Raw genomic sequence first — 26,369 nt, forward strand, 5'->3', positions numbered from 1 at the left:
TGTGCGGTCTTCCCCTCCTACGCAATCCCCCGAGTTGCGGTTACAGCCTGCCAAATGGGGTGGGTCGTGTGGAAGCTGGGGCGCTGAAACGTGTCGTGGGTGTGTCGTGGGGTGGTGTGGGGGCGTCTTTGGGTCACGTGGCTGTGACGGTTGGTCACGGTGGATGCGGGCCGGGACCGGGCGGCGGGGCACCGCATAGGCTGTGCGGAACCAGCCAGACGCAGCAGGGGGTCATCCGCCATGACGACAGGTCGGCTCGGGCTTGGGGCACCTCCCGGCCCCCAGGGCCGGGGGAATGCCGCGCCACCGAACGCGGCCTATGCCGGGCAGGTCGTGCACTTCCCGGATCCGGTCCGGGCGTCCCGGCATCCTAGAGGGGTGCGGGTGGACGAGAACGGCTATCCGGATTTCTCGCCGTACGCGCGGGCGGCCGCGGAGATCGCCGATCCTCCGGAGGGGTTCGGTGTGGACGAGTTGCGGCTCACGGATTACGTGTCGGCGAATGCGGCGCAGCATGGTGCGGGGCATGAGCTGTGGGACACGGTGGCGCCGGTGGCGACGCCGCACGGCTGGACGTGGCATCACGTGGCGGGTACGCGCCGGATGGAGTTGGTGCCGGTCGAGGTGAAGGCGTTGCTGCGGCATCACGGTGGTGTGGCGACGGCGGCGGTGGATCATGGGAAGCGGGGTACGCGGCCTCTTCAGGAGACGCGGCCTGCGCATTTCGGTCTGCCGAAGGGGTCGGTTTCTGTCTCCGAGCAGCAGTTGCTGGGGGTGGAGGAGGACCTGGGGTACCGGCTTCCGGGTGCGTACCGCTCGTTCCTGAAGGCGGCGGGTGGTTGTGCGCCGGTGGGTGTGGCGCTGGATGCCGAGTTGGGGCTGCTGGTGGACCAGCCGTTCTTCACGGTGCGGGAGCAGGCGGCGGCCAATGACCTGGTGTATGTCAACAAGTGTCTGCGTGATCATCTGACGAAGGACTATCTGGGCGTCGGTTTTGTCCAGGGTGGGATCCTCGCGGTGAAGGTGAAGGGCGGGGACATCGGCTCGGTGTGGTTCTGTGCGTATGACGATGCGCGGGATCAGGACGGGTGGAGTGTGCAGGAGCGCGTGGAGCGGTTGTTGCTGCCGTGCGGTGCGGACTTCGACGAGTTCTTGCAACGGCTGGCGGGGAGCCCGCCGGAGCTGGAGACGGTGGCGAACCTGATGGTTGACGGCGGCTTCGCGCGTGCTGTCCCGGTTTTGGACGAGGGGTGAGCGCTCGGTGGTGACCTTCGCGCAGGCGCAGGAGCGCGCGGAAGAGTGGATCAACGGCGATGTGCCCGTGTATCAGCACCGTGAGGTGCGGGTGCGGGAGTTCGAGCTGGGGTTCGTGGTGTGGGCGGAGGACCGTGAGGACGGTCCGACGTCGGACGGTGGCCGGCAGCGGCTGGTGATTGCCCGGGACAGTGGCGAGGCGTCGTTGTGGCCGGGGTTGCCGGTGGGTGAGGTGATCCGTCGGTATGAGGAGGAGTACGGGGTGACGCAGGAGGCGTCGGAGCCGGTGGCGGCGGCGCCTGAGCGGATCGATCTGAATCAGACGTCGTTCTTGCTGAGTCCGCCGGAGTGGTTGCAGGAGGCGGCGGACAAGCTGGGGATTCCGGACGCGCGGAGGGACGGGGCGTCTGCGGAGTCCTCGTCGTCGCCCCAGCCGGGGGCCGCGCCCGCCGCACCTGTCGCCGCCGCTGCTTCGCCTGCTGTTCCTTCCGCTGTTCCGTCTGCGAACGCGTCGCAGGCGGCCGGGAGTTCGTCGGACCAGTCCGCGCCGTGGGAGCCGGGTTCGTCGTCGGGGGCCTCGTGGCCGAGCGCCGGAACCGGTGGTCCGGAGCACGAGCCGACGGCGTCCGAGGGGGTGCCGCCGCGTGCTCCGTGGGCGGATGCGAACGCCTCGGACGACGACAGCGGTTCCGTACCGCTGCCGGCGACGGTGTTCGCGCCGCCGCTGTCGGGGACGGACGACGAGGACACTCCGCCGCCGGCGGTGGGTGCGGACGCTCCGACGGCCCTGATGTCGGGTGGCAGCCAGTTGCCGAGGACGGCGGTGGCCCCTGCCCTGCGCCCGGACGCCCCGGCGCCGGCTGCCCCTGTGGCCCCGGCGGCTCCCGGTGATCCGTTCGCCGCGCCCGGTGCGGGGGCGACGCCTCCGCCCGCGCGGGACCCGTTCGCCACGCCCGCGGGCGGGCCCGCGGACATCGCCGACGCCGCGACGAGCAAGGCCGCGCTGCCGCCGACGGGCGGGCGGGGCACCGGGGCGACCACTCCGCCGCCGCCGGCTCCGCCCGGTGTTCCTGGCGCGCCTGGTGGTGGGGGCGTACAGCACGCGGCGACGATGCTGGCGCACCCGGGCCCGGGTGGCCCGGCTGGTCCTGGTGCGCCGCCGCCTCCGGCTCCTCCGGCTCCGCCCGCCGCGCCTGGCGCTCCCGGGGCTCCCGGTGGTGGGGTGCACCATGCCGCGACGATGCTGGCGCATCCGGGCCAGATGGGGCCCGGTACGCCGCCGCCTCCGGCTCCGCCCGGTGTTCCTGGCGCGCCCGGTGGTGGGGACGTTCAGCACGCGGCGACGATGCTGGCGCACCCGGGCCCGGGTGGCCCGGCTGGTCCTGGTGCGCCGCCGCCTCCGGCTCCGCCCGGGGCGCCCGGTGGGGGGATGCAGCACGCGGCGACGATGCTGGCGCATCCGGGTCAGATGGGGCCCGGTACCCCGCCGCCTCCCGCTCCTGCCCCGGCGCCCGCTCCGGCTCCCGGCCCCGGCCCTGTGCCCGGTCCCGGGCCCGGTCCCGCGTACGGGTATCCGCAGCAGTCGATGGGTCAGCCGACCGTGGGCCCCGGCTACCAGGCAGTGTTGCGCTACCGCGCGCCGGACGGGTCCGAGCAGCAGCTCATCCGCCGCTCGGCGCCCGGTACGCCGCATCCGGAGTGGCAGATCTTCCATGAGCTGCGTGCCATGAACATCCCGCCGGACCAGGTGCTGGAGCTGCACACCGAGCTGGAGTCGTGCGAGCTGCCCGGTGGTTACTGCGCCCGGATGATCCGGGAGACGTGGCCGCAGGCGCGGATCACCAGTATCGCGCCGTACGGCCGGGATCACGCGGGCCGTCAGCAGGGCATGCGTCAGCTGCTCACGCACCAGGGGGAGTTGCACCAGGTCGCGGACGGTCCGGCGCGGCCGGCTCCGGTGCGGGCGCCGCTGCCGCAGGTGCAGCCCGCGCCGCCGGTGCCGCCGGAGGCGATCGCGCAGGAGCTGGCGGGCGCGTTCGGGCCGGGGATCTGCCGGTTCGACCAGCGGGCGGTGTCGCGTCAGGGTGTGCCGGAGATGGTGGCCCGTACGCTCGTGTGGGCGGGTCTTCCGGCGGACTTCGGGCCGTTCTTCTGGGCGCAGCCGGCTCAGCCGGTGGTGCCGACGCTGGCCGAGCTGGCCGCGCAGAGGCAGGTGCAGCCCGCGGCGGACGCGGGGTCGTATCTGGTGGTCGGTTCGGACTTCGGCCGGGCGATCTGTGTGCAGTACGGCACGGCGCACATCGTGGCGGTGCCGGTGGAGGCCGGTCCGGGTGGTCAGCCGGTGGCGCCGCAGTTCGTGAACAGCGGTCTGCCCGAGTTCACCCGCTCGATGGCGCTGCTGGGGCGGATGTGGCGGCTGCGGTTCGGGCTCAACCCGGAGCAGGCGGGGCGCTGGACGGTGGACTTCCAGGCGCAGCTGGCGATGGTGGATCCGGCGGCGCTGGCGTCGCCGGAGAGCTGGTGGTCCGTGCTGCTGGAGCAGATGTGGGACGGACTGCTCTGAGCTGAGCCCCCGCGGGAATGCCCGCGAACGTGCACGAACGGCGGTGCCCCGGTCTGGATCCAGGCCAGGGCACCGCCGTTTCTGTCCGCAATTGCCGCATCCTTGACCGAGGAATGGTTCATCGTGAGAGGAGCCGGCAGGGATGAGTTCGGAAGCGACATCGCATGGCTTCGCCGTCGTCCGCGGCCGCGGCTACGGCTACCGCGCGGAGCAGGTGGACCGCCGGTTCGCCGACCTCTCCGCGGAGCGGGACACGGCGTGGGAGCGGGCGGCGCGGCTCACCGTCCTGGCGAAGGAGATGGAGGAGGAGGCGGCGCGGCTGCGGGAGGTGGTGGCAGGGCTCGCTCCGCAGCGGTACGAGTCCCTGGGCAGCCGGGCCCAGCACATCCTGGTCCTCGCGGAGGACGAGGCGGACGCGGTCCGGGCGGGCGCGGCCGAGCAGGCGCAGGCGCTGCAGGATGCGGTCGAGGTGGCGGGGCGTCAGGCCAGGGACGCGGCGCGCGCCGGCGCGGACGCGGTCCGGGCGGAGGCGGAGGAGTGGGCCCGTGGGGTGCTGCGGTCGGCCGGGGAGGAGGCGGACGCGGTACGGGCGGCGGCCCGCGCGGACGCCGAGCGTGAGCGGGGCGAGGCGCAGGAGGAGCTGGAGGCGACGCGCCGCCGGATCGACGAGCTGCTCGCGGCGGACGAGGCGGAGCGGGCCGAGCGGCTGGAGGAGCTGGAGCATGAACTCGCCGAACGGGAGGCGGCGCTGGATGCCCGGCACGCGGAGCTGACGGGGTATGCGGAGGCGCGGCTTTCGGAGGCGAAGCGGGACTTCGCCGAGTTGGAGGAGAGCGCCCGGCACGGCCAGGAGGACGCCGACGCCCGTGCGGACGAGCTGCTGTCGGCGGCGCGGGCCCAGCGGGAGCGGACCGAGCGGGAGACGGAACGGGTGCTGCGGGAGCACGCGGAGGCCCGGGAGGAGCTCCAGGCCCACATGGAACATGTCCGCGGCAGTCTGGCGGCGCTCACCGGGCGGGGGGCGGCGGTGGAGACGGAGGACGAGGAGTCCTGAGCGTGCCTTGGTGGGTCGTCGGCTTTTCCGCCCCCTCCGCCCGCGTCCCGTCGAGTGCCTCCTCGGTGAGGACGGGGAAGCGGCGCGGGGCGAGGGTGAGCAGGGCGAGCAGCGCCAGGGCCGCCGCGGCCGCCGCGCCCACGTACACGTAGTCCACGGCGGCGTCGACGGCCCGCCGCACCTGTTCGGAGGCGGTGCCGTCGGTGAGGGTGCGGGCGAGGGAGTCGAAGTCGTCGCCGCCGCCGAGCCGGGCGGCCAGGACGCCGTTGGCGACGGCTCCGAAGAGGGCGGCGCCGACGCTCTGGCCGACTTGGCGGCAGAAGAGTACCGAGGCGGTGGTGGTGCCCCGCTCGGACCAGGGCACGGTCGACTGGACGCCGACGATCAGCGGCAGCTGGAACAGGCCGAGTGCCGCGCCGAGCAGCAGCATGATCAAGGTCGGCTGCCAGGGCTCCCCGGGGAAGGGCAGGAACGGGAAGGCCAGCAGGGTCAGCAGCGACAGCGTGATGCCGATGACGGCGGTGAGCCGGAAGCCGATGCGGGTGTAGAGGCGGCTGGAGAACGCCGCGCTGACCGGCCAGGTCAGGGTCATCGCGGAGAGGACGAAGCCGGCCGCGATCGGTCCGAGGCCGAGGACGGCCTGGGCGTAGGTGGGCAGGAAGACGGTGGGGGCGACCATGAGCAGGCCCAGGGCGCCGAGGGCGAGGTTGACGGCGGCGATGGTGCGGCGGCGCCATGTCCAGCCGGGGATGATCGGCTCGGCGGCGCGCCGTTCGACGACGACGGTGAACGCGGCGGCCACGGTGGCGGCGCCGAAGAGGCCTAGGGAGGGCGCGGAGAGCCAGGGCCAGGCGACGCCGCCCTGGACGAGCGCGGTGAGCAGCAGGGTGCCGGTGGCGAAGATGGCGAGCGCCCCGAGCCAGTCGACCTTGGGCCGGCGGCGGCCACCGGCGCCCGTACGCGAGCGGTCCCGGCTCCCCCGGCCCGTACGCGAGGCGTCCCGGCTCCCCCGGCCCGTACGCGAGCGGTCCCGGCTCCCCCGGCCCGTACGCGAGGCGTCCCGGCTCCCCCGGCCCGTACGCGAGGCGTCCCGGCCCCCAGGTCCCGTACGCGAGGCGTCCCGGCCGCCGTCACCGCCTTCCCCGGCACCCTCCGCCGTGGCGCGGGCCGGTTCCACCAGATGGCGGGCGATCAGCCACAGGGCGAGCCCGCCCACCGGCAGGTTGATCAGGAAGATCCAGCGCCAGTCGGCGTAGCCGGCGAGCAGGCCGCCCGCCGCCGGGCCGGCGACCGCCGCCGTGGCCCAGACCGAGGAGAGCCGGGCCTGTATCTTCGGGCGTTCTTTGAGGGGGTAGAGGTCGGACGCGAGGGTCTGCACGGTGCCCTGGAGCGCGCCGCCGCCCAGGCCCTGGACGATGCGGAAGGCGATCAGGGACGGCATGTTCCATGCGGCCGCGCACAGCACGGAGCCGATCAGGAAGAGGATGATCCCGGCGATCAGGACCGGCTTGCGGCCGAAGGTGTCGGAGAGTTTGCCGTAGACCGGCAGGGTCACCGTGACGGCGAGGAGATAGCCGGAGAAGAGCCAGGAGAAGACGGCCAGCCCGCCCAGATCGCCGACGATCTGGGGGACGGCGGTGGAGACGATGGTGCCGTCGAGGGCGACGAGCGCCATGCCGAGCATGAGGGCCGCGACGACCGGTCCCCGCCCGCGCGGGGCGACGGCCGGTGAAGCGGCAGGCGTCGTCGCTTCGCTCACCGGGATTCCTTTCCCTATGCATGTATCGCGCCCGGGACAGCCTCTCACTTGCACCTCACCCTGCGGGAGGGGGCAGAGTCCCCAGGGTGAGGTCGGCCCGGGGGCGGAGAGCCCTTAGGCCCGGGGGCGGAGAGCCCTTAGGGGAACCTCCCTCATCCGGACCGGGGATGGGTCGTCCCGCCGGAGGAGGTGATGGCCGAAACCGGTCCTTACCTTGGTCTTACGGGGCAGGGGAGAGCCCCGCCACCGCGCGGGGGGTGGGGAAAACCCCAGGGTGAACAGTGCGCTGCGCACCAGCGCGCCGACCCCCCTCGCCCCGACAGACTCGAACCAGATCCGGACAGCGGATTCGGCTGTCAGTGGATCCGGTCTTTCGGCAGATCCAGTTATCGGCGAAATAGGAGACATACCGTGACTTCGGCTGTGACCATTCCCAGGCACGGGGGTACTGGAACGCGAACGGCCGTCGCCGCGCGGGGGCGGCAGGTCGTCAAGGCGTACGGCTCGGGTGAGACCCGCGTCGTGGCCCTCGACCATGTCGACGTGGACATCGCCCGTGGCCAGTTCACCGCCATCATGGGCCCGTCCGGGTCCGGCAAGTCGACGCTGATGCACTGCCTGGCCGGTCTGGACTCCGTGACCGGCGGTCAGATCTTCCTCGACGAGACCGAGATCACCGGCCTGAAGGACAAGAAGCTGACCCAGCTGCGCCGGGACCGTATCGGCTTCATCTTCCAGGCGTTCAATCTGCTGCCGACGCTGAACGCGCTGGAGAACATCACGCTCCCGATGGACATAGCCGGCCGTAAGGCGGACCCGGCCTGGCTGAACCGGGTCGTGGAGACCGTCGGGCTCGGCGAGCGCCTGCGGCACCGGCCGAACCAGCTCTCCGGCGGCCAGCAGCAGCGGGTCGCCGTGGCCCGTGCCCTCGCCGCCCGGCCCGAGATCATCTTCGGTGACGAGCCGACCGGAAACCTGGACTCCCGCGCGGGCGCCGAAGTCCTCGGCTTCCTGCGCCAGTCGGTGGACGAGCTCGGCCAGACCATCGTCATGGTCACCCACGACCCGGTGGCCGCCTCCTATGCGGACCGGGTGCTCTACCTCGCGGACGGGCGGATCGTCGACGAGATGTACCGGCCGACCGCCGAGGCCGTCCTGGACCGGATGAAGGACTTCGACGCGCGCGGGCGGACCTCATGACCGTGCTCAGAACCTCCCTGCGCAACTTCCTCGCCCACAAGGGCCGGATGGCGCTCTCCGCGGTGGCCGTGGTGCTGTCGGTGGCGTTCGTGTCGGGCACGCTCGTCTTCACCGACACCATGAACACCACCTTCGACAAGCTGTTCGCGGTGAGCGCGCCCGATGTGACCGTCAGCCCGAAGGCGGCCGGGAGCGACGACGAGACCCCGCAGACCGGCCGGCCCGAGACCCTCCCCGCCTCGCTCGTGGGCCAGGTGGAGCGGGCCGAGGGCGTCAAGGCGGCCGAGGGCGCCGTCGTCTCCATGAGCGTCACGGTCGTGAACGCCGACGGCGAGAACGTCGGCCCCACCAGCGGCGCGCCCACCATCGCCGGCAACTGGACCCGTAACGACCTGCGGTCGATGGAGATCACCTCCGGCCACGCCCCGCGCGCCCCCACCGACGTGATGGTCGACGCCGACACCGCCGAGAAGCACGGCCTGAAGCCCGGCGACGAGCTGCGCACCATCGCCGTCACCGGCGACTTCACGGCGAAGATCTCCGGCATCGCCTCCTTCAAGGTCACCAACCCCGGGGCGGCCGTCGTCTACTTCGACACCGCCACCGCCCAGCGTGAACTGCTCGGCAAGGAAGGGCTGTTCACCAACGTCGCGGTGGAGGCGGCGCCCGGGGTGAGCGACGAGACGCTGAAGCGGAACGTCGCCGCCGTCCTGGACGGCCCGTACAAGTTGCAGACCCAGAAGGAGGCGGCGGACGCCGGCCGGGAGGACGTCGGGTCGTTCCTGGACGTGATGAAGTACGCGATGCTCGGCTTCGCCGGGATCGCCTTCCTCGTCGGCATCTTCCTCATCGTCAACACGTTCTCGATGCTGGTGGCCCAGCGCACCCGCGAGATCGGTCTGATGCGGGCCATCGGATCGAGCCGCAAGCAGGTCAACCGCTCGGTCCTGGTCGAGGCCCTGCTGCTCGGCGTCGTCGGCTCCGTCGTCGGCGTGGCCGCCGGAGTGGGGCTCGCCGTCGGTCTGATGGAGCTCATGTCGTCCATGGGCATGGAGCTGTCCACGCAGGACCTGACGGTGAAGTGGACGACCCCGGCCGTGGGTCTGGGCCTCGGTGTCGTCGTCACCGTCCTCGCCGCGTACATCCCGGCCCGCCGGGCCGGCAAGGTCTCCCCGATGGCGGCGCTGCGCGACGCCGGAACGCCCGCCGACGGCAAGGCCGGTCTGGTGCGGGGCGGGCTCGGCCTGGTCCTCACCGGCGGCGGGGCGGCGGCGCTGTGGGCCGCCACGCAGGCCGAGAAGGCCGGTGCGGGCTCGCTCTGGCTCGGCCTCGGCGTCGTCCTGAGCCTGATCGGTTTCATCGTCGTCGGCCCGCTGCTGGCGGGCGCGGTGGTCCGGGCCATCAGCGTGCTCGTGCTGCGGATGTTCGGGCCCGTGGGGCGGATGGCCGAGCGCAACGCGCTGCGCAACCCGCGCCGTACGGGAGCGACCGGCGCGGCCCTGATGATCGGTCTGGCGCTGGTGGCGTGTCTGTCGGTGGTCGGCTCGTCGATGGTCGCCTCGGCCACCGAGGAGCTGGACCGGTCGGTCGGCGCGGACTTCATCGTCCAGTCCTCCAACGGCCAGCCGATCATGCCGCAGGCGCAGCGGGCGGTGGAGAAGACGGCCGGACTGGACCATGTCACCGAGTACAAGTGGCTGGACGTCACCGTCGCGGCCCCCGGCGGCAAGCCGGAGAAGGACGGTCTGACCGCCGCCGACCCGACCTATGCGCAGGATCTGCGGCGCACGATGGTCGCCGGTGAACTGTCCGCCGCGTACGGCGAGAACGCCATGTCGGTCGGTGACGACTACGCCACCAAGCACGGGGTGAAGGTCGGTGACACGCTCACGGTCGGCTTCCCCGGCGGCCGGACGGCGAAGCTGAAGGTCGCGGCGATCACCTCCGACGAGGGGAACGTCGACAAGGGCGCGATGTACACCAGCATCACGACCGCGGCGCGGTACGTCCCCGCCGACCGCATGCCCCAGAACATGATCATGTTCGCGACGGCGCAGGACGGCAAGGAGAGCGCGAGCTACGAGGCGCTCAAGAAGTCCCTCGCCGCCTATCCGCAGTACAAGGTGCAGAACCAGGCCGACTTCAAGCAGGACCTGAAGGACCAGGTCGGCCAGCTCCTCAACATCGTCTACGGCCTGCTGGCGCTGGCGATCATCGTCGCGGTGCTCGGTGTGGTGAACACGCTGGCCCTGTCGGTGGTGGAGCGGACCCGGGAGATCGGGCTGATGCGGGCGATCGGTCTGTCGCGGCGTCAGCTGCGCCGGATGATCCGTCTGGAGTCCGTCGTCATCGCCCTGTTCGGCGCGCTGCTCGGGCTCGGGCTCGGCATGGGCTGGGGCACCTCCGCGCAGCGGCTGCTCGCCCTGGAGGGCCTGGGTGTGCTGGAGATCCCGTGGCCGACGATCCTGACGGTCTTCGTCGGGTCGGCGTTCGTGGGGCTGTTCGCCGCGCTGGTCCCGGCGTTCCGGGCCGGCCGGATGAACGTTCTGGGCGCCATCGCCACGGAGTAGCGCGGACCGGTTCCGTAGGATTGGCCGTGCCGGCCCCGGTGAGCATCCTCCATGCTCACCGGGGCCGTTGCCGTGCCCGGGTCACCGGCGCCGTAGCACCACGTAGCCGCCGGCCTCGCCCTCCAGGGCCCAGCGGGCCTCCGGGTGCAGCCGCTTGGCGTACGCCACCGGGTCGTCGAGGTCTTCGTTGCCCAGCGCGATGAACTGCGGGGTGATGCCGCGGGTGTCGCCGATCCAGAAGACCCGGCAGCGTGCGGTCAGCCGGGCGATCGGGCCGACGTTCGCCTCCACGGTGGCGCCGTCGGGGATCGTGTCGAGCAGCTCCTTCGCCGCCGCGACCCGGGCGGGCGGCCGGTAGGCCTCCGGTTTCGTGAGCATCGACAGCGGCAGCGAGGTCGTCAGGGCGAGCGCGGCCGCCACCGCGCAGGCCGGCAGGTGCGTCGCGTACGTCCGTAGCCAGGGGCGCGGGCTGCGGCGCGAGATGTCCACGGCGTCGGCGAGGGCGAGCAGCAGGACGGGCATGAGGACGGCGTTGTAGTGCCAGTCCGTGGACCAGTAGTGGTCGTCGGCGGAGAGGAACCGCCATCCCAGTGTGGGCAGGGCGGCCAGCAGCAGCGGGGAGCGCACGGCGAGCAGGCCGGTGGTGGGCAGCAGCAGCCACAGCAGCGTCCTGGTCTTGGTCTCCAGGCCGGTGGTGAGGGGGTTGCCCGCGCCGTCGAGCTTGCTCCAGTAGTCGTACGCCTCGGTGGTGTTGAACGCCGGGATCAGCACGGTCAGCGTGAGCAGGGTCGCCAGGATCCCGAAGGCGGCGGTCCCGATCGCGTACGGCAGCACCTGGGGCCTGGACCGGCGGGCCCGCCAGGCCACGACCAGCGCGAGCGCGGCGACGGTGGTGCCGAGGTCTTCCTTGACCAGGACCAGCGGCAGCGCCCACAGCAGGGCGGCCCGCCACCGGCCGCGCAGGACGGCCTCCAGGGAGAAAGCGATCAGCGGGACGGCGAAGGCGATCTCGTGGAAGTCGAAGTCGACGGCCCGCTGGACGCCCCAGGACAGCCCGTACGCCACTCCGAGGGCGAGGCCGCCGCCCCGGCCGAGGAGCCGGGTGGCCGCCCTGGTGACGGGGACGACCGACAGCGCGAACAGGGCGGCCTGGGCGACGAGGAGGGTGACGGGGGTGGGGAAGAGCCGGTAGGCGGGGGCGAGCAGCGCGGTCACCGGGCTGAAGTGGTCGCCGAGGATGTGGGTGCCGGGCCCTTTGAGGTCGGCGACGGGAGCCTGGAGGTGGGCGTAGCCGCGGACGGCCTGCTCGAAGATGCCCAGGTCCCAGGAGCGGGTGGCCAGGGCGTGGTGGCGCAGCACGGACAGGGTCGCGTAGGCGGCGAACAGCAGGGCGGCGAGGGCGTACGGGCAGGGGTCGCGCCGACGCCGCGCGGGCGGCGCCGAAGGGGGTGCCGGGGCGGGCCCCGGCCCGGGTATCGCGCCGTCGCCGTCCGCGTCCTCGCCGGCGGCCGGCCCGGTCGCGGGCGGGTCGAGCAGGGCTCCTCGCATGCCGGTGTCCTTCACGTCAGGGTCGCTCGGGCGGCGTGCCGGACGGGCTGCCGGTGGTGGGGGCCTGTGTGGTGGGCGTGACGCTCGCGGCGTCGCCGCCGGGGCTCGTCGGCGGTGGCGAGGACTCGGGCGGGGACGCGGTCGCCGACCCGGCCGGCGGCGTCGTCGGCGACGCCGTCGGAGGCACCGACGCGGACGGCTCGCCCGGCTCCGACGGGGACGGCGAGGGCGAGGGCGTGTCGGTGACGGACGCGGGCGGCACGGGGCCGTGCGTCTCCCGCAGCGAGACGGCCGCGCCCGTGCCCGCCAGGACGCACACCACGCACGCGGCGGCGGCCGCGACCCGGCGAGCCCGGCGCCGCATCCCGCGCACGGTGACCTGCGCGGCCGGCGCGGGCACGATGCGCCGCCCGCCGGCCGCGGCGGCCCGCTTGAGGGCGCGGGCCAGCGGATCGTCCCCGGCGGGACGGAGCTCGGGCTCAGACACGGTGGTCCTCCTCGGGGGTCAGCTGAGGTGCGAGGGCGGCGCGGGCCCGGAAGAGATGAGTCTTGACCGTGCCCGCCGAGACTCCGGTCTCGGCCGCTATCTGCTCGACGGTCAGGTCGCACACGTAGTGCAGGACGGCGACCCGCCGCTGCCGTTCGGGCAGCGTGCGCAGCGCGGAGACCAGCGCGACCGTGTCCGGGTCGGGCGGGGGCGCCGCGGCGTCCTGGGCGGCCCCGTGCCGCCGCCAGGCCTCCACGGCCCGGCCCCGGCGCCGCCAGCGGCTGACCGCGAGCCGCCAGGCCACGGTCCGGATCCACGCCTCGGGCCCGGCGGCCCGGGACAGCTTGGCGCGCCGCCCCCAGGCCCGTACGAACGCCTCCTGGACGACGTCCTGCGCCTCGTGGAGGTCGCCCGTCATCAGATAGACCTGTCCCACCAGCTGAGTGACGGAGTGAGCGTAGAACTCCTCGAACTCCTCGACGGTCAATGCGGTCTCCTGGTGGTGGGACAGGTCTCATGGTCTGTACGCCTGGGCGGGGCGATTCGGTTGACACGGTGGCGCGTGAGGTCTGGGCGTAGTCTGGGAACCCCCGGCCCGTACGACGTGTCGGGCGGTTCGCGTTGCCCAGCGCTGACCGAGATGCCCAGTTCGGCCACCCGCGGATGGAACACCCATGAGCCTGCACGGTCTGCTCGACGCCGTCGTACGAGACGCGGCCCTCGCCGAAGCGGTGAAGGCCGCCGCCGACGGCAACCGTATGCATGTCGACCTGGTCGGCCCGCCGGCGGCCCGCCCCTTCACGGTGGCGGCGCTGGCCCGGGAGGCCGGGCGGCCGGTGCTCGCCGTGACCGCGACCGGCCGGGAGGCCGAGGACCTCGCGGCGGCGCTGCGCGGCCTGCTCGACCCGGACACGGTGGTGGACTACCCCTCCTGGGAGACGCTGCCGCACGAGCGGCTCTCGCCCCGCTCCGACACCGTCGGCCGCCGGCTCGCGGTGCTGCGCCGGCTCGCCCACCCGTCGCCGGACGACCCGGCAGCCGGTCCCGTGTCGGTGGTCGTGGCGCCCGTACGGTCGGTGCTCCAGCCGCAGGTCAAGGGGCTCGGTGACCTGGAGCCGGTGGCGCTGCGGACCGGTCAGCAGGCCGATCTGAACGCGATCGTGGACGGGCTCGCAGCGGCCGCGTACGCGCGCGTGGAGCTGGTCGAGAAGCGCGGCGAGTTCGCGGTGCGCGGCGGGATCCTGGACGTGTTCCCGCCCACCGAGGAGCATCCGCTGCGGATCGAGTTCTGGGGCGACGACGTCGAGGAGATCCGTTACTTCAAGGTCGCCGACCAGCGGTCCCTGGAGATCGCCGAGCACGGCCTGTGGGCGCCGCCCTGCCGCGAGCTGCTGCTGACGGACTCCGTGAGGGAGCGGGCCGCCGCGCTCGCCGAGGCCCACCCGGAGCTGGGCGAACTCCTCGGCAAGATCGCCGAGGGGATCGCGGTCGAGGGCATGGAGTCCCTCGCGCCGGTCCTGGTGGACGACATGGAGCTGCTGCTCGACGTCATGCCGGCGGGGTCGATGGCGGTGGTCTGCGACCCGGAGCGGGTGCGGACGAGGGCGGCGGACCTGGTCGCGACGAGTCAGGAGTTCCTGCAGGCGTCCTGGGCGGCCACGGCCGGCGGCGGCGAGGCCCCGATCGACGTCGGCGCGGCGTCGCTGTGGGGGATCGCGGACGTACGGGACCGGGCGCGCGAGCTCGGCATGATGTGGTGGTCCGTCTCGCCGTTCGCGGCGGACGAGGAGCTGACGGAGACATTTGCCGCTGACGCGGCGGGGGACACCCTCAAGCTGGGGATGCACGCCCCGGAGTCGTACCGCGGCGACACCGCCCGGGCGCTCGCCGACACCAAGGGCTGGCTCGCCGACGGCTGGCGGACGGTGTTCGTGACGGAGGCGCACGGCCCGGCGGCCCGTACGGTCGAGGTCCTCGGCGGCGAGGGCATCCCGGCCCGGCTCGACGCCGACCTGGGGGAGCTGTCGCCGGCGCTGGTGCACGTGGCGTGCGGCTCGATCGACTACGGCTTCGTCGACCCGGCGCTGAAGCTGGCCGTACTGACCGAGACGGACCTGTCCGGGCAGAAGGCGGCCGGCAAGGACGGGCAGCGGATGCCGACCCGGCGCCGCAAGCAGATCGACCCGCTGACCCTGGAGGTCGGCGACTACATCGTGCACGAGCAGCACGGCGTCGGCCGGTACATCGAGATGGTGCAGCGGACCGTGCAGGGCGCCACCCGTGAGTACCTGCTGGTGGAGTACGCGCCGGCCAAGCGCGGCCAGCCCGGCGACCGGCTCTACATCCCCACCGACCAGCTGGAGCAGGTCACCAAGTACGTCGGCGGGGAGGCCCCGACCCTGCACCGGCTCGGCGGCGCCGACTGGACGAAGACGAAGGCGCGCGCCAAGAAGGCCGTCAAGGAGATCGCCGCCGACCTGATCAAGCTCTACAGCGCCCGGATGGCGGCGCCGGGCCATGCCTTCGGTCCGGACACGCCGTGGCAGCGGGAGCTGGAGGACGCCTTCCCGTACGCGGAGACCCCCGACCAGCTCTCCACGATCGCCGAGGTCAAGGACGACATGGAGAAGACGGTCCCCATGGACCGGCTGATCTGCGGCGACGTCGGCTACGGCAAGACCGAGATCGCTGTGCGGGCGGCGTTCAAGGCGGTCCAGGACGGCAAGCAGGTCGCGGTCCTCGTGCCGACGACGCTGCTGGTGCAGCAGCACTTCGGCACGTTCTCCGAGCGGTATTCGCAGTTCCCGGTCGTCACGCGCGCGCTCAGCCGCTTCCAGTCGGAGTCCGAGGCGAAGGCGACGATGGAGGGGCTGCGGGACGGCTCGGTCGACGTCGTCATCGGCACGCACCGGCTGTTCTCGTCCGAGACGAAGTTCAAGGACCTCGGCCTGGTCGTCGTCGACGAGGAGCAGCGCTTCGGCGTCGAGCACAAGGAACAGCTGAAGAAGCTCCGCGCCAACGTGGACGTGCTGACGATGTCCGCCACGCCGATCCCGCGGACGCTGGAGATGGCGGTCACCGGCATCCGCGAGATGTCGACGATCACCACCCCGCCGGAGGAGCGGCACCCGGTCCTCACCTTCGTCGGCCCGTACGAGGAGAAGCAGATCGGTGCCGCGATCCGGCGTGAGCTGCTGCGCGAGGGCCAGGTCTTCTACATCCACAACCGGGTCGAGTCGATCGACCGGGCCGCGGCCCGGCTGCGGGAGATCGTGCCCGAGGCGCGGATCGCCACCGCTCACGGCCAGATGGGCGAGAGCCAGCTGGAGCAGGTCGTCGTCGACTTCTGGGAGAAGAAGTTCGACGTGCTGGTGTCGACGACGATCGTCGAGTCCGGCATCGACATCTCCAACGCCAACACCCTGATCGTCGAGCGCGGCGACAACTTCGGTCTCTCGCAGCTGCACCAGCTGCGCGGCCGGGTCGGCCGTGGCCGCGAGCGCGGGTACGCCTACTTCCTCTACCCGCCGGAGAAGCCGCTGACGGAGACCGCGCACGAGCGGCTCGCCACGATCGCCCAGCACACGGAGATGGGCGCGGGCATGTACGTGGCGATGAAGGACCTGGAGATCCGCGGCGCGGGCAATCTGCTCGGCGGCGAGCAGTCCGGTCACATCGCGGGCGTCGGCTTCGACCTGTACGTACGGATGGTCGGCGAGGCCGTCGCGGACTACCGCGCCTCCCTGGAGGGCGGTGTGGAGGAGGAGCCGCCGCTGGAGGTGAAGATCGAGCTGCCGGTCGACGCGCACGTCCCGCACGACTACGCGCCGGGCGAGCGGCTGCGTCTGCAGGCCTACCGCGCGATCGCCGCCGCCAACTCCGAGGACGACATCAAGGCGGTCCGCGAGGAGCTCACCGACCGCTACGGCAAGCTGCCGGAGCCGGTGGAGAACCTGCTCCTGGTCGCGGGCCTGCGGATGCTGGCGCGGGCGTGCGGCGTCGGCGAGATCGTCCTGCAGGGCCCGAACATCCGCTTCGCGCCGGTGGAGTTGCGGGAGTCGCAGGAGCTGCGGCTGAAGCGGCTCTACCCCCGTACGGTGATCAAGGCGCCGACCCGGCAGGTCCTCGTACCCCGCCCGACGAGCGGCAAGATCGGCGGGAAGCCGGTCGTGGGCCGCGAACTGCTGGCGTGGACCGGCGAGTTCCTGACGACGATCCTCGGGTCCTAGGCGAGCGGGGCATCCACCTGACTGAATGGGGGCTGCCGTGCAGCGTCTGGGTCTGGCGCTCCCGCGCCCCAGCCAGACACCGCCGCCACACATTTCAAGTTCGAAACTCGCCGGACTCGGCATCGACCCCGCCGAGATCGGCGAACCCACCTTCGGCACCGCCCGCCGCCACACTCTGCCCTGTGGTGGCTGGTTCGAGACCCAGGCCATGCACCGCGCCCGGCCCCGCCTCTGGGCCGTCGTCCTGGTCGTACCGCCCCCCGCGCCTCCTCTGACGCGCGCGCTCCCTTGGCTCGGCTGTTCCCGGGAGCCGGGACGGGGTCAGGGCTTGAAGTGGCGGACGTACCGCCTCTGCCAGGGCGTCTCGACCGACTTCACGTCGTAGTTGTCGCGGACGTACTGCACCGCCCCGGTGGGCGGGACCCCGTCGATGACGGCGAGGCAGGCGAGCGCGGTGCCGGTACGGCCGCGGCCGCCGAAGCAGGCGACCTCGACGCGTTCGGTGGCCGCCCGGTCCCATGCCTCGCCGAGGACCGCGCGGGCCGTGGTCCGGTTGGTCGGGACCCAGAAGTCCGGCCAGTGGATCCAGACCGCCTCCCAGTCGACCTGCGGCGGCCGCTTGCCGAGCAGGTAGACCGCGTAGTCCGGGTGCGGGCCGGGTGGCAGGGGCTCGCGCAGACCACGGCCGCGGATGAGTCTGCCGGAGGGCAGCGGAAGGATCCCTGGGGTCGTCGGGTCCCAGGTGTCGCTCGTCATCGTGGGCCTCCGGGATCGCGGGGGTGCCGTTCGTCGTCCGTACTGAACAACAACCCCGCCAGCGCCCGGAATACTTCCGCCGGGTCCTGGCCGCCGACCGGCCCTGCCAGGTTGTGGCTGAGCAGCAGCGTCGCGAAGCCGTGCGCCAGGGACCAGGCGGCGACCCCCGCGAGCCGGGCGTCGGGCCCGCGGCCCTCGGCGGGCAGGCCGGCGATCTGGCCGCGGAGCCCTTCCGCGGCGCGGGCCCGGGCGGCCGTGAGCTCCGGGTCGTCCGGCCGGTACAGATCGGGCTGGAACATCACCTGGAAATGGGCCGGATGCTCGACGGCGAAGCGTACGTACCGCACGCCCGCGTCCTTGAGGTCGTCCGCGTCGGCGAGGGTCCGGGCGAGCAGGTCGTAGCCCTCGGCGGCGACGGCCGTCAGCAGGCCGGCGCGGTCCTTGAAGTGGTGGGCGGGGGCGGCGTGCGAGACGCCCGCGCGGCGGGCGAGGTCGCGCAGGCTCAGGGCGGAGGGGCCGTCGGCGCGGATGACGTCGAGCGCGGCGGTGAGTACGGCCCGCCGCAGGTCGCCGTGGTGGTACGTACGCCGGTCCGTCTGTTGCTCCTCAGCCATGGCCTCACCCTACGACCTCCCAGGACGGAATCTAGTCATTGACAAGTTAGGGGGACGGGCGCAATCTTGTCAGTGACAAGATGCTTGTCCGGGGAAGACCGGGAAGACGGAGGTACGGCCGTGAGCAGCACGGATCCGGGGCGTGTACGGCAGCTGTGGCATCTGCTGGAGCCCCTGCACGCCGTTGTCTACTACGCACCACAGGCCTTCGAGGAGGCCGCCGCGCTCGGCTACGCCACCGACGAACGCTGGCCCAGCTACTTCGCCTGGCGGGCCGCCCCGCTGGGCGAGGCCGGCGCCGGTCGGGTCGCCGCCGCCTTCTACAGCTTCCGGCCGGGCATGGTCGCCAGGTACGTGCCCCACGCCTGGCGGATCGCGGCCCCCGGCGACGTGCTCGCCGCCCGCTCGCGGGCCGTAAACCGTATCTACCGGGAGCTGCTGGGGGACGCCGTCGACGGTCCCGAGCTCGCCGAGGCCGCCGCGCTGGCCCGCCGCGCAGCCGAGGCCGCGGTCACCGCCGGGCGCCCGCTGGCCGCCGCCAACGCCGAGCTCGCCTGGCCGGAGCCCGCGCACCTCGTCCTCTGGCAGGCCGCCACGATCCTGCGCGAACACCGCGGCGACGGCCATCTGGCCGCGCTGCTGCTCGCCGGGCTCGACCCGGTCGAGGCGCTGGTCTCCTTCGCGGCCGCCGGCGCGGCGCCGCGCGAGGTCTTCGCGAGCCGCGGCTGGAGCGAGGAGGAGTGGGCGGCGGCGCACGACCGGCTCGTCGCGCGCGGACTCCTGGCGCCCGGCGGCACAGCGACCGAGACCGGCCGGGCCCTGCGCGCCGAGGTCGAACTGCGTACGGACGAACTGGCCGCGGGCCCCTGGGACGCCCTGGGCCCCGAGCGCACCGCCCGCCTCGCGGACCTGCTCGGCGACCCCTGGCTCGCGGTGATCGGCTCGGGCCTGCTGCCGGCCGTGAACACCCTCGGTATCGGCAAGATCTGAGGGGGCGGCCTGGGGGCCTTCGCGCCTGACGTGGCGCAGTACCGCGTCGGCGGCCAAGGATCCGGACACGCGGTAGGTGGCCTCCGGGAGCCCGGAGCGGTGCCGTACCGCCCGCGTCGCCGCCCGGGCCCGGACGCGGCGCCGTCCGCGGAGGCGGGAACGCGCTCCGCGGACGGGGTGGGAGGGGGAGCCGTCAGGTCGGGGGCTGGTCCCGCCGGTCACGCATGCCGAGGCGGTCCTCCACCTGCTGCTGACCCTGATCGACCTTGTCCTCGTACTTGCCGCCGGTCCTCTCGTTGATCTTCCGTTCCGCGGCGTCGGACGCCTGACCGGCCTTGTCCTGGTGCTGGCCCAGCATGTCCTTGAGCTTGTCCATGATCCCCATGTGTGGCTCCTTAGGAAGGGGACATACAGCGCTTTCGACGCTACGCGCCTCGCTTCGAATGTGCGCGCCGAAGCCCCAGGTGGTCTGGACCACAGGGGTGCCTGGCTAGGATCCCCGCGTGCCCACCTATCGAACGGCAGCCCCCGCCGCCCTCCTTGCCGCCGCCGTCCTCGTCACCTCCGCGTGCACGGCGGAAGACGGCTCCCCCGACGGGGAGCGCGGGGCGCCACCGGCCGGCGGGTCCGCGCTCGCGGCCGTCGACACCCTCACCGTCAAGGGCCGCGCCCCCCGGACCGGCTACGCCCGCGAGGAGTTCGGGCGCGCCTGGACGGACGTCGACCGCAACGGCTGCGGCACCCGCGACGACATACTCAAGCGCGACCTGTCCGGCGTCACCTTCAAGGACGGGCGGTGCAAGGTCGCCTCCGGGACCCTCGCCGAGGACCCGTACACCGGCCGGAGCGTCACCTTCACCCGAGGCCGTAGCAAGGTGGACATCGACCATGTCGTGGCCCTGTCGGACGCCTGGCAGAAGGGGGCGCAGAAGTGGGACGCGGGGAAGCGGACACGGTTCGCCAACGACCCGTTGAACCTCCTCGCCGTCGACTCCACCGCCAACCGCCGCAAGAGCGACGGCGACACCGCGACCTGGCTGCCGCCCCACAAGGCGTACCGCTGCTCCTATGTGGCCCGGCAGGTGGCGGTGAAGAGGAAGTACGGGGTGTGGGTGACCGCCGGTGAGCGGGACGCGATGAAGCGCGTGCTGGGCGGCTGTCCGCGACAGGCGCTGCCGTAGGTGCCGTTGGTCCCGTCGGCGGGCGGGAAAATCCCTTGGGGTGCGGCGGAGGGCTGGTTAGCCTGCCCCGATGGACGTGAACATATCCACCCTCGCGGAGCGCCCGCAGTTGCAGGGGCCGCTGTGGCAGATGATCGACCTCTGGCCGGAGTTCATGCTCCACGATCCGATCGGCTGGGCGAACATCGGGCGCATCGTGGCCGAGCTGCCGGAGTACGTCCTGGTCGCCACCGACGCCGACGACAAGGTGCTGGCGCGGGCGTTCAGCGTCCCCTTCCAGCTCGGGGCGAAGGGGCGCGGGGAGCTGCCGGCCACGGGCTGGGACCAGGTGCTGCTGTGGGCCTTCTCGGATCTGCGGCACGGACGCATCCCCGACACGGTGAGCGCCATCGAGGTCGCCGTCGACGAGGGCGTGCAGGGCACGGGGCTCTCGGCGCGGATGCTCGCCGCCATGCGGGACAACGCCCGGGCGCTCGGCTTCCGCGAGGTCGTCGCCCCGGTCCGGCCCAGCGCCAAGCACCGCGAACCGGGAACGTCCATCGAGGAGTACGCCTTCCGTACGCGCCCCGAGGACGGGCTGCCGTACGACCCGTGGCTGCGCGTCCACGTCCGCGCGGGCGCCACCGTCGAGGCGGTCGCCCCGGCGTCGATGACGATCGCCGCCTCCGTGGGCCAGTGGCGGGAGTGGACGGGGCTGCCCTTCGACGCGGACGGGCCCGTCGAGGTGGAGGGTGCGCTGGTGCCGGTGCACTGCGAGGCGAGCCGCGGCTACGCGGTCTACGTCGAGCCGAACGTCTGGGTCCGCCACCGGCTGTGAACGCCCGCGGTACGAGGGGCTGACGGGCGGGACGGTGTCGGTGTGACGCGCCGGCCCTGTCCGAGCTGATCAGTTCAACAACGGTTCGGTACTACCCGGGAACTGTTGTCGGCGTCGGTGTATAGGCTCGACCCCGCACCCGACTCACCGCCCAGGAGCAGGAATGTACGGCCCCGGCCCCGGCTTCGCGCCCCCACCGCCCCGTCGCCCGTCGACAGGAGCGGTGATCGTGCTGCGTGTCCTGTTCACACTGGTGCCGCTGATCACCATCGGTTTCCTGACCGGCGTCACGGCGATGCGGATCGCGATAGTGACCCGCCGCGCCTGGGACTGGGTCTACTTCGTCGTGTCCGTCGTCGTCACGATCGGCTCCGTCGCGTCCTTCCCGGAGGACACGGACAGCGCGCAGATGGACGTCGCCATGTCCGTGCTGCTGCTGAACGCCGCCGCGGCCGCCGCCTACTTCCTCTACGCCGACATCCGCCACCACGAGCGGCTCGGCGCCCACCCGGGCGTCCAGCAGCCCGGCCGGCCGCCGTTCAACCCGTACGCGACCACCATGCCGCCGCAGGGCGGGGGTTATGCCCACCCGCAGCAGCAGACCGCCCCGCAGCTCCCGCCCCAGCCGCAGCCTCAGTCCCCGCCGTACACCGCTGCCCCCGCGCCCACCCCGGCTCCCGCGCCGCCCGCCGCGCCGCCGCAGTCCCCCCGGATCAACCAGGTCCGTGCCGAGCTCGACGAGCTCAGCGATCTCCTCCGCAAGGAAGAGGGGAAGTGAACGGACGGGTCGTCGGGGGCCGGTACGAACTCTCCACGCTCATCGGCCAGGGCGGCATGGGCCAGGTCTGGACGGCCTACGACGGCCGCCTCGACCGCCGGGTCGCCGTCAAGCTCCTGCGGCCCGACCACATGGCCGCCGCCACCGGCGCCGACGAGATGCGGCGCCGGTTCGTCCGCGAATGCCGGGTCACCGCCCAGGTCGACCACCCCGGCCTGGTCACCGTCCACGACGCCGGCAGCGACGGCGAGGAGCTCTACCTCGTCATGCAGTACGTCGAGGGCGCCGACCTCGCCGACCACCTCGCCGGGCACGCCCCCTACCCCTGGCCCTGGGCCGTCTCCGTCGCCGCCCAGCTCTGCGCCGTCCTCGCGGCCGTCCACGCCGTCCCGATCGTCCACCGCGACCTGAAGCCGCGCAACGTGATGGTGAAGCCCGACGGCACGGTCACCGTCCTCGACCTCGGTGTCGCCTCCGTCCTCGACACCGACACCACCCGCCTCACCCACACCGGCTTCCCCATCGGCAGCCCCGCCTACATGGCCCCGGAACAGGCGATGGGCGGCGCCGTCGGCCCGTACACCGACCTGTACGCGCTCGGCGTGACCCTCTACGAACTCCTCACCGGCAACGTCCCCTTCGCCGGCTCCACCGTCCTCGGCGTCCTCCACCGCCATCTGTACGAAGCCCCGGTGCCCGTACGCCAGCTGCGCCCCGAGGTCCCCGAGGCGCTCGAAGCACTCGTCCTGCGGCTGCTCGCCAAGGACCCGCAGCACCGCCCGGCCGGCGTCCAGGAGGTGTACGAGCACCTGCTGCCGCTGCTGCCCGCCCGCGGCACCCCGGCGGGACCGCTCGACCCGACCCGCCCCTTCCTGCGCCCCCACGCGCCCTGGCCCGACCGGGCCACCACTCCCGCGTCCGTACCGGCACCACCGGCCACGCCCCCCACCGTCGGCGGCCGCCCGGACGTCGCCGCCGCCGTCGACGAGGTCAAGCGCCTCCTCGGCGAGGGCAGCATCACCCAGGCCGTGGACATCCTCGGCCGCATCCTGCCGGCCGCGGCGGCCGAACACGGCGAGCACTCCCCGGTCGTCCGGATCCTGCGCAAGCAGTACGCGACCACGCTGATGGACGACGGCCAGTACCGCCGCGCCCTGCCGGAGCTGCGCCGCCTCGCCGACGACCGGGCCGCCGAAGCGGGCCCGGCCGACCCGCAGACCCTCCAGTTCCGCTACGACGCCGCGCTCTGCCTCGAACAGCTCGGGGAGACCGCCGCGGCCCTCGCCGAATACCGCGCCCTCCTGCCCTACCACCAGGCCCCGGGCGCCGACCCCGGCCGGGCCTTCGACATCCGCCAGCGCATCGGCCAGCTGCTCCTCGCCACCGGCGACCACACCGCCGGCCACCACCAGCTGCAGAACCTCCTCTACGACGCCGAGCGCACCTACGGCCCGTACCACCCCCTGCCGGGCGAACTGCGCCGCGCGCTGGAGCGCCAGCGCCAGATGCGGGGCTAGCGCCGGTCGGGTCAGTCGACGCGGATGGCCAGCAGGCAGGCGTCGTCGTCATGGCCCGAGCGTTCGTACTCCGCGATGAGCTTGCCGATGACCGCCTCCGGCGCCATGCCGTTCAGGGCACCCAGCTCCCGCGTGAGGCGTTCGATGCCGTCGGTGATGTCCTCGCCGCGGCGCTCGACCATGCCGTCCGTGTAGAGCAGCAGCAGATCGCCCGGGCGCAGTGGGTACGACGACGTGTCGTACGCGTACCCCGGCAGCGCCCCCAGCAGTGGGCCCCGCTGATCGGTGGGCAGGGCGAAGGCGCTCCCCGCGCGCCGCAGCAGCGGGGCGGGGTGCCCGGCGTCCGCCCAGTGCAGCACCCGCTCCTCGTCGATGTGCCCGGCGATCACGGTCGCCGTCTCGCCCGAAGGGTCGCTGCACACCAGCTCGTTCAGCCACGTCATGATCGCGCCCGGCGGTGAGCCCGTCTGGGCGAGCCCCGCCAGCGCGTGCCGCTGCTGCGCCATCCGGGCGACGGCGTCGAGACCGTGCCCGCAGGCGTCCCCCATCGCCACGAGCACCCGGCCGTCCGGCAGCAGCCGGCACTTGTACCAGTCGCCGCCGACCGCCGCCTCGGTCTCGGCCGGCAGATACGCGGCCGCCACCGTCAGCCCCACCGCGGCCAGCGCCTCGGAGTGCGTCGGCAGCAGCGCCTCGCGCAGCGACTCGGCGACCCGGCGCTCCGCCGCCGCCCGCTGGCGCAGCCGTTCCGTCTCCCGCTCCGTCTCGGCGAGCCGGCGCCGGCTGCGCATCTGCGGCGTCAGGTCGCGGGCGACCAGATGCACGGCCCACGGCCGCCCGTCCGTACCGGCCACCGGGCGCCCGAGCACATCGAGCGTGCGCACCTCACCCAGCACGAGGAAGCGGATGCGGGTCCAGGTGGGTTCCTCACCGGCGAGGACGGCGGTGACGAACTCGCCGAACGCCGTCATGTCCGCCGGCAGCACGACGTCGCACAGCTCCTGCAACGACCACGGAATGTGGGTCTCCACGCGGAAGATCCGGGCCAGCCCCTCCGACCAGGTCACCTTTCCGGACAGCAGGTCCCAGTGCCCCCATCCCATGGACGCCAGATGCTGTGCGTCGAGGGTGAGCAGCTCGGCCTGGCTGCGGACCGGCCGCCAGGTCGCCAGCACCTCGTCGCCGCAGGACGCGGCGTAGTGCAGGAGCTGGGCGCGGCGCAGCCGGCCGTGCCGCTCCTCGGTGTAGTCCACGACGAGCCCGTCGAGCGCGCGACCGGTCTGGAGCACCTCGGTCAGCGCGGCCAGCAGCCCGCTCGTGGCGGCCCCGGGCCGGGCGGCCAGGAACCGCTGGCCCACCTGGCGATCGGGGGCCTCCAGCCATTCGGCGGAACGGATGTGGTTGCCGGCCCGGATGACGAAGTCGGTGATCTGGTCGGTGTCGTCCCGTACGGGGGTGAGCAGCGCGGCGGAGACGGGAATGGCCGGCAGCGCGGCGCACACGCACGCCCAGGGATCGTGCGGCTCGATGCCCTCGTACGGCTGCCCGGCGCCGTCACTCGTGTCGCAGAGGCAGGTGACGGACCGGGCGCCGCGGGGTTTGTGCGGCAGGGAGAGGGTGTCGGCCTGGGCGGGCGAGGCGAGCGCCGAGGTCACGGCGGGCGGCTGCCGGGCCTCGGTCTTTCTCCGTACGTCCGCGCGAAGGGCGGCGACCTCCCGCTCGATGAGTGCTTTGAGGGAGGTCGCGTCTTCGGGCAGCGGAACGTTCATGGGACGCCTCGGGGAGACCGCGAGAAGATCATGTCCCTACGAGCCTAGGGCGGGCCCGCAGGCCCCGCGAGCGCGGCGGCGCGCTTCCGCAGGGGGGTGATCCCGGCCGTCCCCGGCTTCTCGGACCGTCCCGGGAGCGCGGCGGCGCGGCGGCGGACCCGGCCCGGCGGGGGAGGCGACCGCCGAGGTCACGGCGGAGCGGCTGCCGGGCAGGCCGGACACCCCGGCTCCGGGGAGCGCGAAGCGCGGGCCTTCGCTGATCCGCTCGCAGAGCGGTTCCCGCGGCACCGCGGCAGGCTCGCGGTCCTCGACCTTCGGCGTGCCGAGAAGGGCCGCTGAGCCGACCCGCCACGTCTTCTCAGGCCCGCAGGAACGCCGAGTCCGAGACGCTGCCGAGGGGCCGCAGCGCCGCCGTGCCGGGGTTGTCGCGGCCGGGAGCGACGACGACCGCGCCCGGGGCGGCGAGTGCCGCCACCGCCGACAGGTCGTGGTCGCCGTTGACGACGATCACGCCGTAGAGGCGGTCGTCGGCGGACGCCCGTACCGCCGGGTCGGCGAAGTCGCCCTGGATCAGCCGGGAGGTGTCGCCGCCGCCGAGGGAGAGGTTGGCCCGGACGCGGTCGGGGCGGGTAGGCGAGTCCGACAGGGGGTCGACGATGGTCAGCCGCGCGTCGATGTCGGCGTGCCGCAGCATCCGCTGCAGGGCGGCGGCGAAGAGGCCGTGCAGGGTGCCGATCTCCAGGACGTCGCCGTTCGGCGGCCGGAGCAGCGGCACCGTGGCGAGGCGTCCGCACACGTCCGACAGCGACCCGGCGAGGCTGCCGACGCCGAGCGCCTCCAGGGCGACCAGGTGCCGGTAGGCGACGGTGACGTCCCGCCGTGCGCGCCCGCCCTGCTCGCCGGCGAGGTCCCGCACCTCCCGCACCAGCGTGTCGAACTGCGCGGCCGTCGGCATCCGGTGGCCGTCCCGGCCCGCCTGGTCGAGCAGCAGAGAGAGCCCGTACTGCTGCCGCCGCAGGTCGGAGACCTCGTGCTGGAGAGCGTCCAGGTCCGACTGGAAGGCGGACGTGGCGCGCTCGAGGCGCTGGTCGAAGTTCTGCTCGACCATGGTGAACGCCGGCCGAAGAACCCGCTTCGCCAGCCGGTTGCTCAGAAGAGAGGGCATGGCGGGCAAGCTACGCCGATTCGACGGCCTTACGGGCCACGGACGCGTGGTGCTCGGGTGAAGTCTGGGTGTCGCCCGGACGACACATGGCCGGTCCGCGACGGGACGGGGGTGCGGT

At 73.2% G+C, this 26,369-nt stretch carries 20 protein-coding genes; 11 read left to right on the plus strand and 9 right to left on the minus strand.

Features of this window, described 5'->3' with window-relative positions; translation table 11 throughout:
- Positions 1 to 240: 240 nt before the first annotated feature.
- The 3 genes from IEZ01_RS15085 to IEZ01_RS15095 all read left to right on the plus strand — a co-directional run bounded on the left by IEZ01_RS15085 (position 241) and on the right by IEZ01_RS15095 (position 4,871).
- On the plus strand, positions 241 to 1,254 hold the full coding sequence (locus IEZ01_RS15085; protein WP_078513312.1) for an SMI1/KNR4 family protein: 1,014 nt from the start codon (positions 241 to 243) through the stop codon (positions 1,252 to 1,254).
- A gap of 7 nt (positions 1,255 to 1,261) precedes the next feature.
- The gene (locus tag IEZ01_RS15090; protein ID WP_040875140.1) at positions 1,262 to 3,817 is read left to right on the plus strand and encodes an SUKH-4 family immunity protein; all 2,556 of its coding nucleotides are present in this window, start codon (positions 1,262 to 1,264) and stop codon (positions 3,815 to 3,817) included.
- Between the two features lie 142 nt (positions 3,818 to 3,959).
- Positions 3,960 to 4,871, plus strand: coding sequence for a coiled-coil domain-containing protein (locus IEZ01_RS15095; RefSeq protein ID WP_189202087.1), 912 nt, complete (start codon positions 3,960 to 3,962; stop codon positions 4,869 to 4,871).
- Here the strand turns inward: IEZ01_RS15095 and IEZ01_RS15100 are convergent.
- Positions 4,825 to 6,630 carry an MFS transporter gene (locus IEZ01_RS15100; RefSeq protein ID WP_506417161.1) on the minus strand — a complete coding sequence of 602 codons (1,806 nt, stop codon included), beginning with the start codon at positions 6,628 to 6,630 and terminating at the stop codon, positions 4,825 to 4,827. The two genes, IEZ01_RS15095 and IEZ01_RS15100, sit on opposite strands and share 47 nt — an antisense overlap.
- Before the next feature lie 411 nt (positions 6,631 to 7,041).
- On the opposite strand from IEZ01_RS15100, the gene IEZ01_RS15105 reads away from it, so the two are divergent.
- Positions 7,042 to 7,830, plus strand: coding sequence for an ABC transporter ATP-binding protein (locus IEZ01_RS15105; RefSeq protein WP_189202089.1), 789 nt, complete (start codon positions 7,042 to 7,044; stop codon positions 7,828 to 7,830).
- Complete coding sequence (locus IEZ01_RS15110) at positions 7,827 to 10,400, plus strand: ABC transporter permease (RefSeq protein WP_189202091.1); 2,574 nt, start codon at positions 7,827 to 7,829, stop codon at positions 10,398 to 10,400. Before IEZ01_RS15105 ends, IEZ01_RS15110 begins: the two co-directional genes overlap by 4 nt.
- Before the next feature lie 81 nt (positions 10,401 to 10,481).
- On the opposite strand, the gene IEZ01_RS15115 is transcribed toward IEZ01_RS15110, so the two are convergent.
- The 3 genes from IEZ01_RS15115 to IEZ01_RS15125 are packed head-to-tail and all read right to left on the minus strand — an operon-like array spanning position 10,482 to position 12,922.
- Positions 10,482 to 11,948: a DUF2079 domain-containing protein gene (locus IEZ01_RS15115; RefSeq protein WP_189202093.1), complete on the minus strand. Its 1,467-nt coding sequence runs from the start codon at positions 11,946 to 11,948 to the stop codon at positions 10,482 to 10,484.
- Between the two features lie 16 nt (positions 11,949 to 11,964).
- Positions 11,965 to 12,435 carry a hypothetical protein gene (locus IEZ01_RS15120; protein ID WP_019886990.1) on the minus strand — a complete coding sequence of 157 codons (471 nt, stop codon included), beginning with the start codon at positions 12,433 to 12,435 and terminating at the stop codon, positions 11,965 to 11,967.
- Entirely contained in the window at positions 12,428 to 12,922 is a 495-nt protein-coding gene (locus IEZ01_RS15125; RefSeq protein WP_019886989.1) for a SigE family RNA polymerase sigma factor, read from the minus strand. The genes IEZ01_RS15120 and IEZ01_RS15125 overlap by 8 nt, the downstream gene beginning before the upstream one ends.
- 187 nt (positions 12,923 to 13,109) lie before the next feature.
- On the opposite strand from IEZ01_RS15125, the gene mfd reads away from it, so the two are divergent.
- The gene (gene mfd / locus IEZ01_RS15130) at positions 13,110 to 16,664 is read left to right on the plus strand and encodes a transcription-repair coupling factor (RefSeq protein ID WP_189202095.1); all 3,555 of its coding nucleotides are present in this window, start codon (positions 13,110 to 13,112) and stop codon (positions 16,662 to 16,664) included.
- 321 nt (positions 16,665 to 16,985) lie between these two features.
- On the opposite strand, the gene IEZ01_RS15135 is transcribed toward mfd, so the two are convergent.
- Together IEZ01_RS15135 and IEZ01_RS15140 are read right to left on the minus strand one after the other, a co-directional pair.
- On the minus strand, positions 16,986 to 17,420 hold the full coding sequence (locus IEZ01_RS15135; protein ID WP_019886985.1) for a protein-tyrosine phosphatase family protein: 435 nt from the start codon (positions 17,418 to 17,420) through the stop codon (positions 16,986 to 16,988).
- Positions 17,417 to 18,034, minus strand: coding sequence for a TetR/AcrR family transcriptional regulator (locus IEZ01_RS15140; protein WP_189202097.1), 618 nt, complete (start codon positions 18,032 to 18,034; stop codon positions 17,417 to 17,419). The genes IEZ01_RS15135 and IEZ01_RS15140 overlap by 4 nt, the downstream gene beginning before the upstream one ends.
- 120 nt (positions 18,035 to 18,154) lie before the next feature.
- Here IEZ01_RS15140 and IEZ01_RS15145 point away from each other — a divergent pair, with 120 nt between their 5' ends.
- Complete coding sequence (locus IEZ01_RS15145; protein WP_019886982.1) at positions 18,155 to 19,024, plus strand: SCO6745 family protein; 870 nt, start codon at positions 18,155 to 18,157, stop codon at positions 19,022 to 19,024.
- Positions 19,025 to 19,217: 193 nt separating this feature from the next.
- On the opposite strand, the gene IEZ01_RS15150 is transcribed toward IEZ01_RS15145, so the two are convergent.
- Positions 19,218 to 19,409: an antitoxin gene (locus tag IEZ01_RS15150; RefSeq protein ID WP_019886981.1), complete on the minus strand. Its 192-nt coding sequence runs from the start codon at positions 19,407 to 19,409 to the stop codon at positions 19,218 to 19,220.
- Positions 19,410 to 19,527: 118 nt separating this feature from the next.
- On the opposite strand from IEZ01_RS15150, the gene IEZ01_RS15155 reads away from it, so the two are divergent.
- From IEZ01_RS15155 to IEZ01_RS15170, 4 genes are all read left to right on the plus strand, one after another.
- Positions 19,528 to 20,205, plus strand: a complete 678-nt coding sequence (locus tag IEZ01_RS15155) for an HNH endonuclease family protein (protein ID WP_189202099.1) — start codon at positions 19,528 to 19,530, stop codon at positions 20,203 to 20,205.
- A 70-nt stretch (positions 20,206 to 20,275) separates the two neighbouring features.
- Complete coding sequence (locus IEZ01_RS15160; protein ID WP_189202101.1) at positions 20,276 to 21,022, plus strand: N-acetyltransferase; 747 nt, start codon at positions 20,276 to 20,278, stop codon at positions 21,020 to 21,022.
- A 229-nt stretch (positions 21,023 to 21,251) separates the two neighbouring features.
- Positions 21,252 to 21,800 (plus strand): hypothetical protein, encoded by a 549-nt coding sequence (locus IEZ01_RS15165; protein ID WP_229832964.1) that lies wholly within the window; start codon positions 21,252 to 21,254, stop codon positions 21,798 to 21,800.
- On the plus strand, positions 21,797 to 23,317 hold the full coding sequence (locus IEZ01_RS15170) for a serine/threonine-protein kinase (protein WP_019886974.1): 1,521 nt from the start codon (positions 21,797 to 21,799) through the stop codon (positions 23,315 to 23,317). Before IEZ01_RS15165 ends, IEZ01_RS15170 begins: the two co-directional genes overlap by 4 nt.
- An 11-nt stretch (positions 23,318 to 23,328) precedes the next feature.
- Here IEZ01_RS15170 and IEZ01_RS15175 read toward each other — a convergent pair whose 3' ends face one another.
- Entirely contained in the window at positions 23,329 to 25,086 is a 1,758-nt protein-coding gene (locus tag IEZ01_RS15175) for a PP2C family protein-serine/threonine phosphatase (protein ID WP_019886973.1), read from the minus strand.
- A gap of 358 nt (positions 25,087 to 25,444) precedes the next feature.
- Positions 25,445 to 26,251, minus strand: coding sequence for a class I SAM-dependent methyltransferase (locus tag IEZ01_RS15180; protein WP_019886971.1), 807 nt, complete (start codon positions 26,249 to 26,251; stop codon positions 25,445 to 25,447).
- Positions 26,252 to 26,369: the final 118 nt, after the last annotated feature.

This window comes from Streptomyces purpureus, from assembly GCF_014648195.1.
Classification (GTDB): Bacteria; Actinomycetota; Actinomycetes; order Streptomycetales; family Streptomycetaceae; genus Streptomyces; species Streptomyces purpureus.

Excerpts from the sequence above, each read along its gene's own strand:
- IEZ01_RS15085 (WP_078513312.1), top strand. The coding sequence starts at position 241 with ATGACGACAGGTCGGCTCGGGCTTGGGGCACCTCCCGGCCCCCAGGGC.
- IEZ01_RS15095 (WP_189202087.1), top strand. The coding sequence starts at position 3,960 with ATGAGTTCGGAAGCGACATCGCATGGCTTCGCCGTCGTCCGCGGCCGC.
- IEZ01_RS15110 (WP_189202091.1), top strand. The coding sequence starts at position 7,827 with ATGACCGTGCTCAGAACCTCCCTGCGCAACTTCCTCGCCCACAAGGGC.
- IEZ01_RS15115 (WP_189202093.1), bottom strand. The coding sequence starts at position 11,948 with ATGCGAGGAGCCCTGCTCGACCCGCCCGCGACCGGGCCGGCCGCCGGC.
- mfd (WP_189202095.1), top strand. The coding sequence starts at position 13,110 with ATGAGCCTGCACGGTCTGCTCGACGCCGTCGTACGAGACGCGGCCCTC.
- IEZ01_RS15135 (WP_019886985.1), bottom strand. The coding sequence starts at position 17,420 with ATGACGAGCGACACCTGGGACCCGACGACCCCAGGGATCCTTCCGCTG.
- IEZ01_RS15140 (WP_189202097.1), bottom strand. The coding sequence starts at position 18,034 with ATGGCTGAGGAGCAACAGACGGACCGGCGTACGTACCACCACGGCGAC.
- IEZ01_RS15150 (WP_019886981.1), bottom strand. The coding sequence starts at position 19,409 with ATGGGGATCATGGACAAGCTCAAGGACATGCTGGGCCAGCACCAGGAC.
- IEZ01_RS15160 (WP_189202101.1), top strand. The coding sequence starts at position 20,276 with ATGGACGTGAACATATCCACCCTCGCGGAGCGCCCGCAGTTGCAGGGG.
- IEZ01_RS15175 (WP_019886973.1), bottom strand. The coding sequence starts at position 25,086 with ATGAACGTTCCGCTGCCCGAAGACGCGACCTCCCTCAAAGCACTCATC.
- IEZ01_RS15180 (WP_019886971.1), bottom strand. The coding sequence starts at position 26,251 with ATGCCCTCTCTTCTGAGCAACCGGCTGGCGAAGCGGGTTCTTCGGCCG.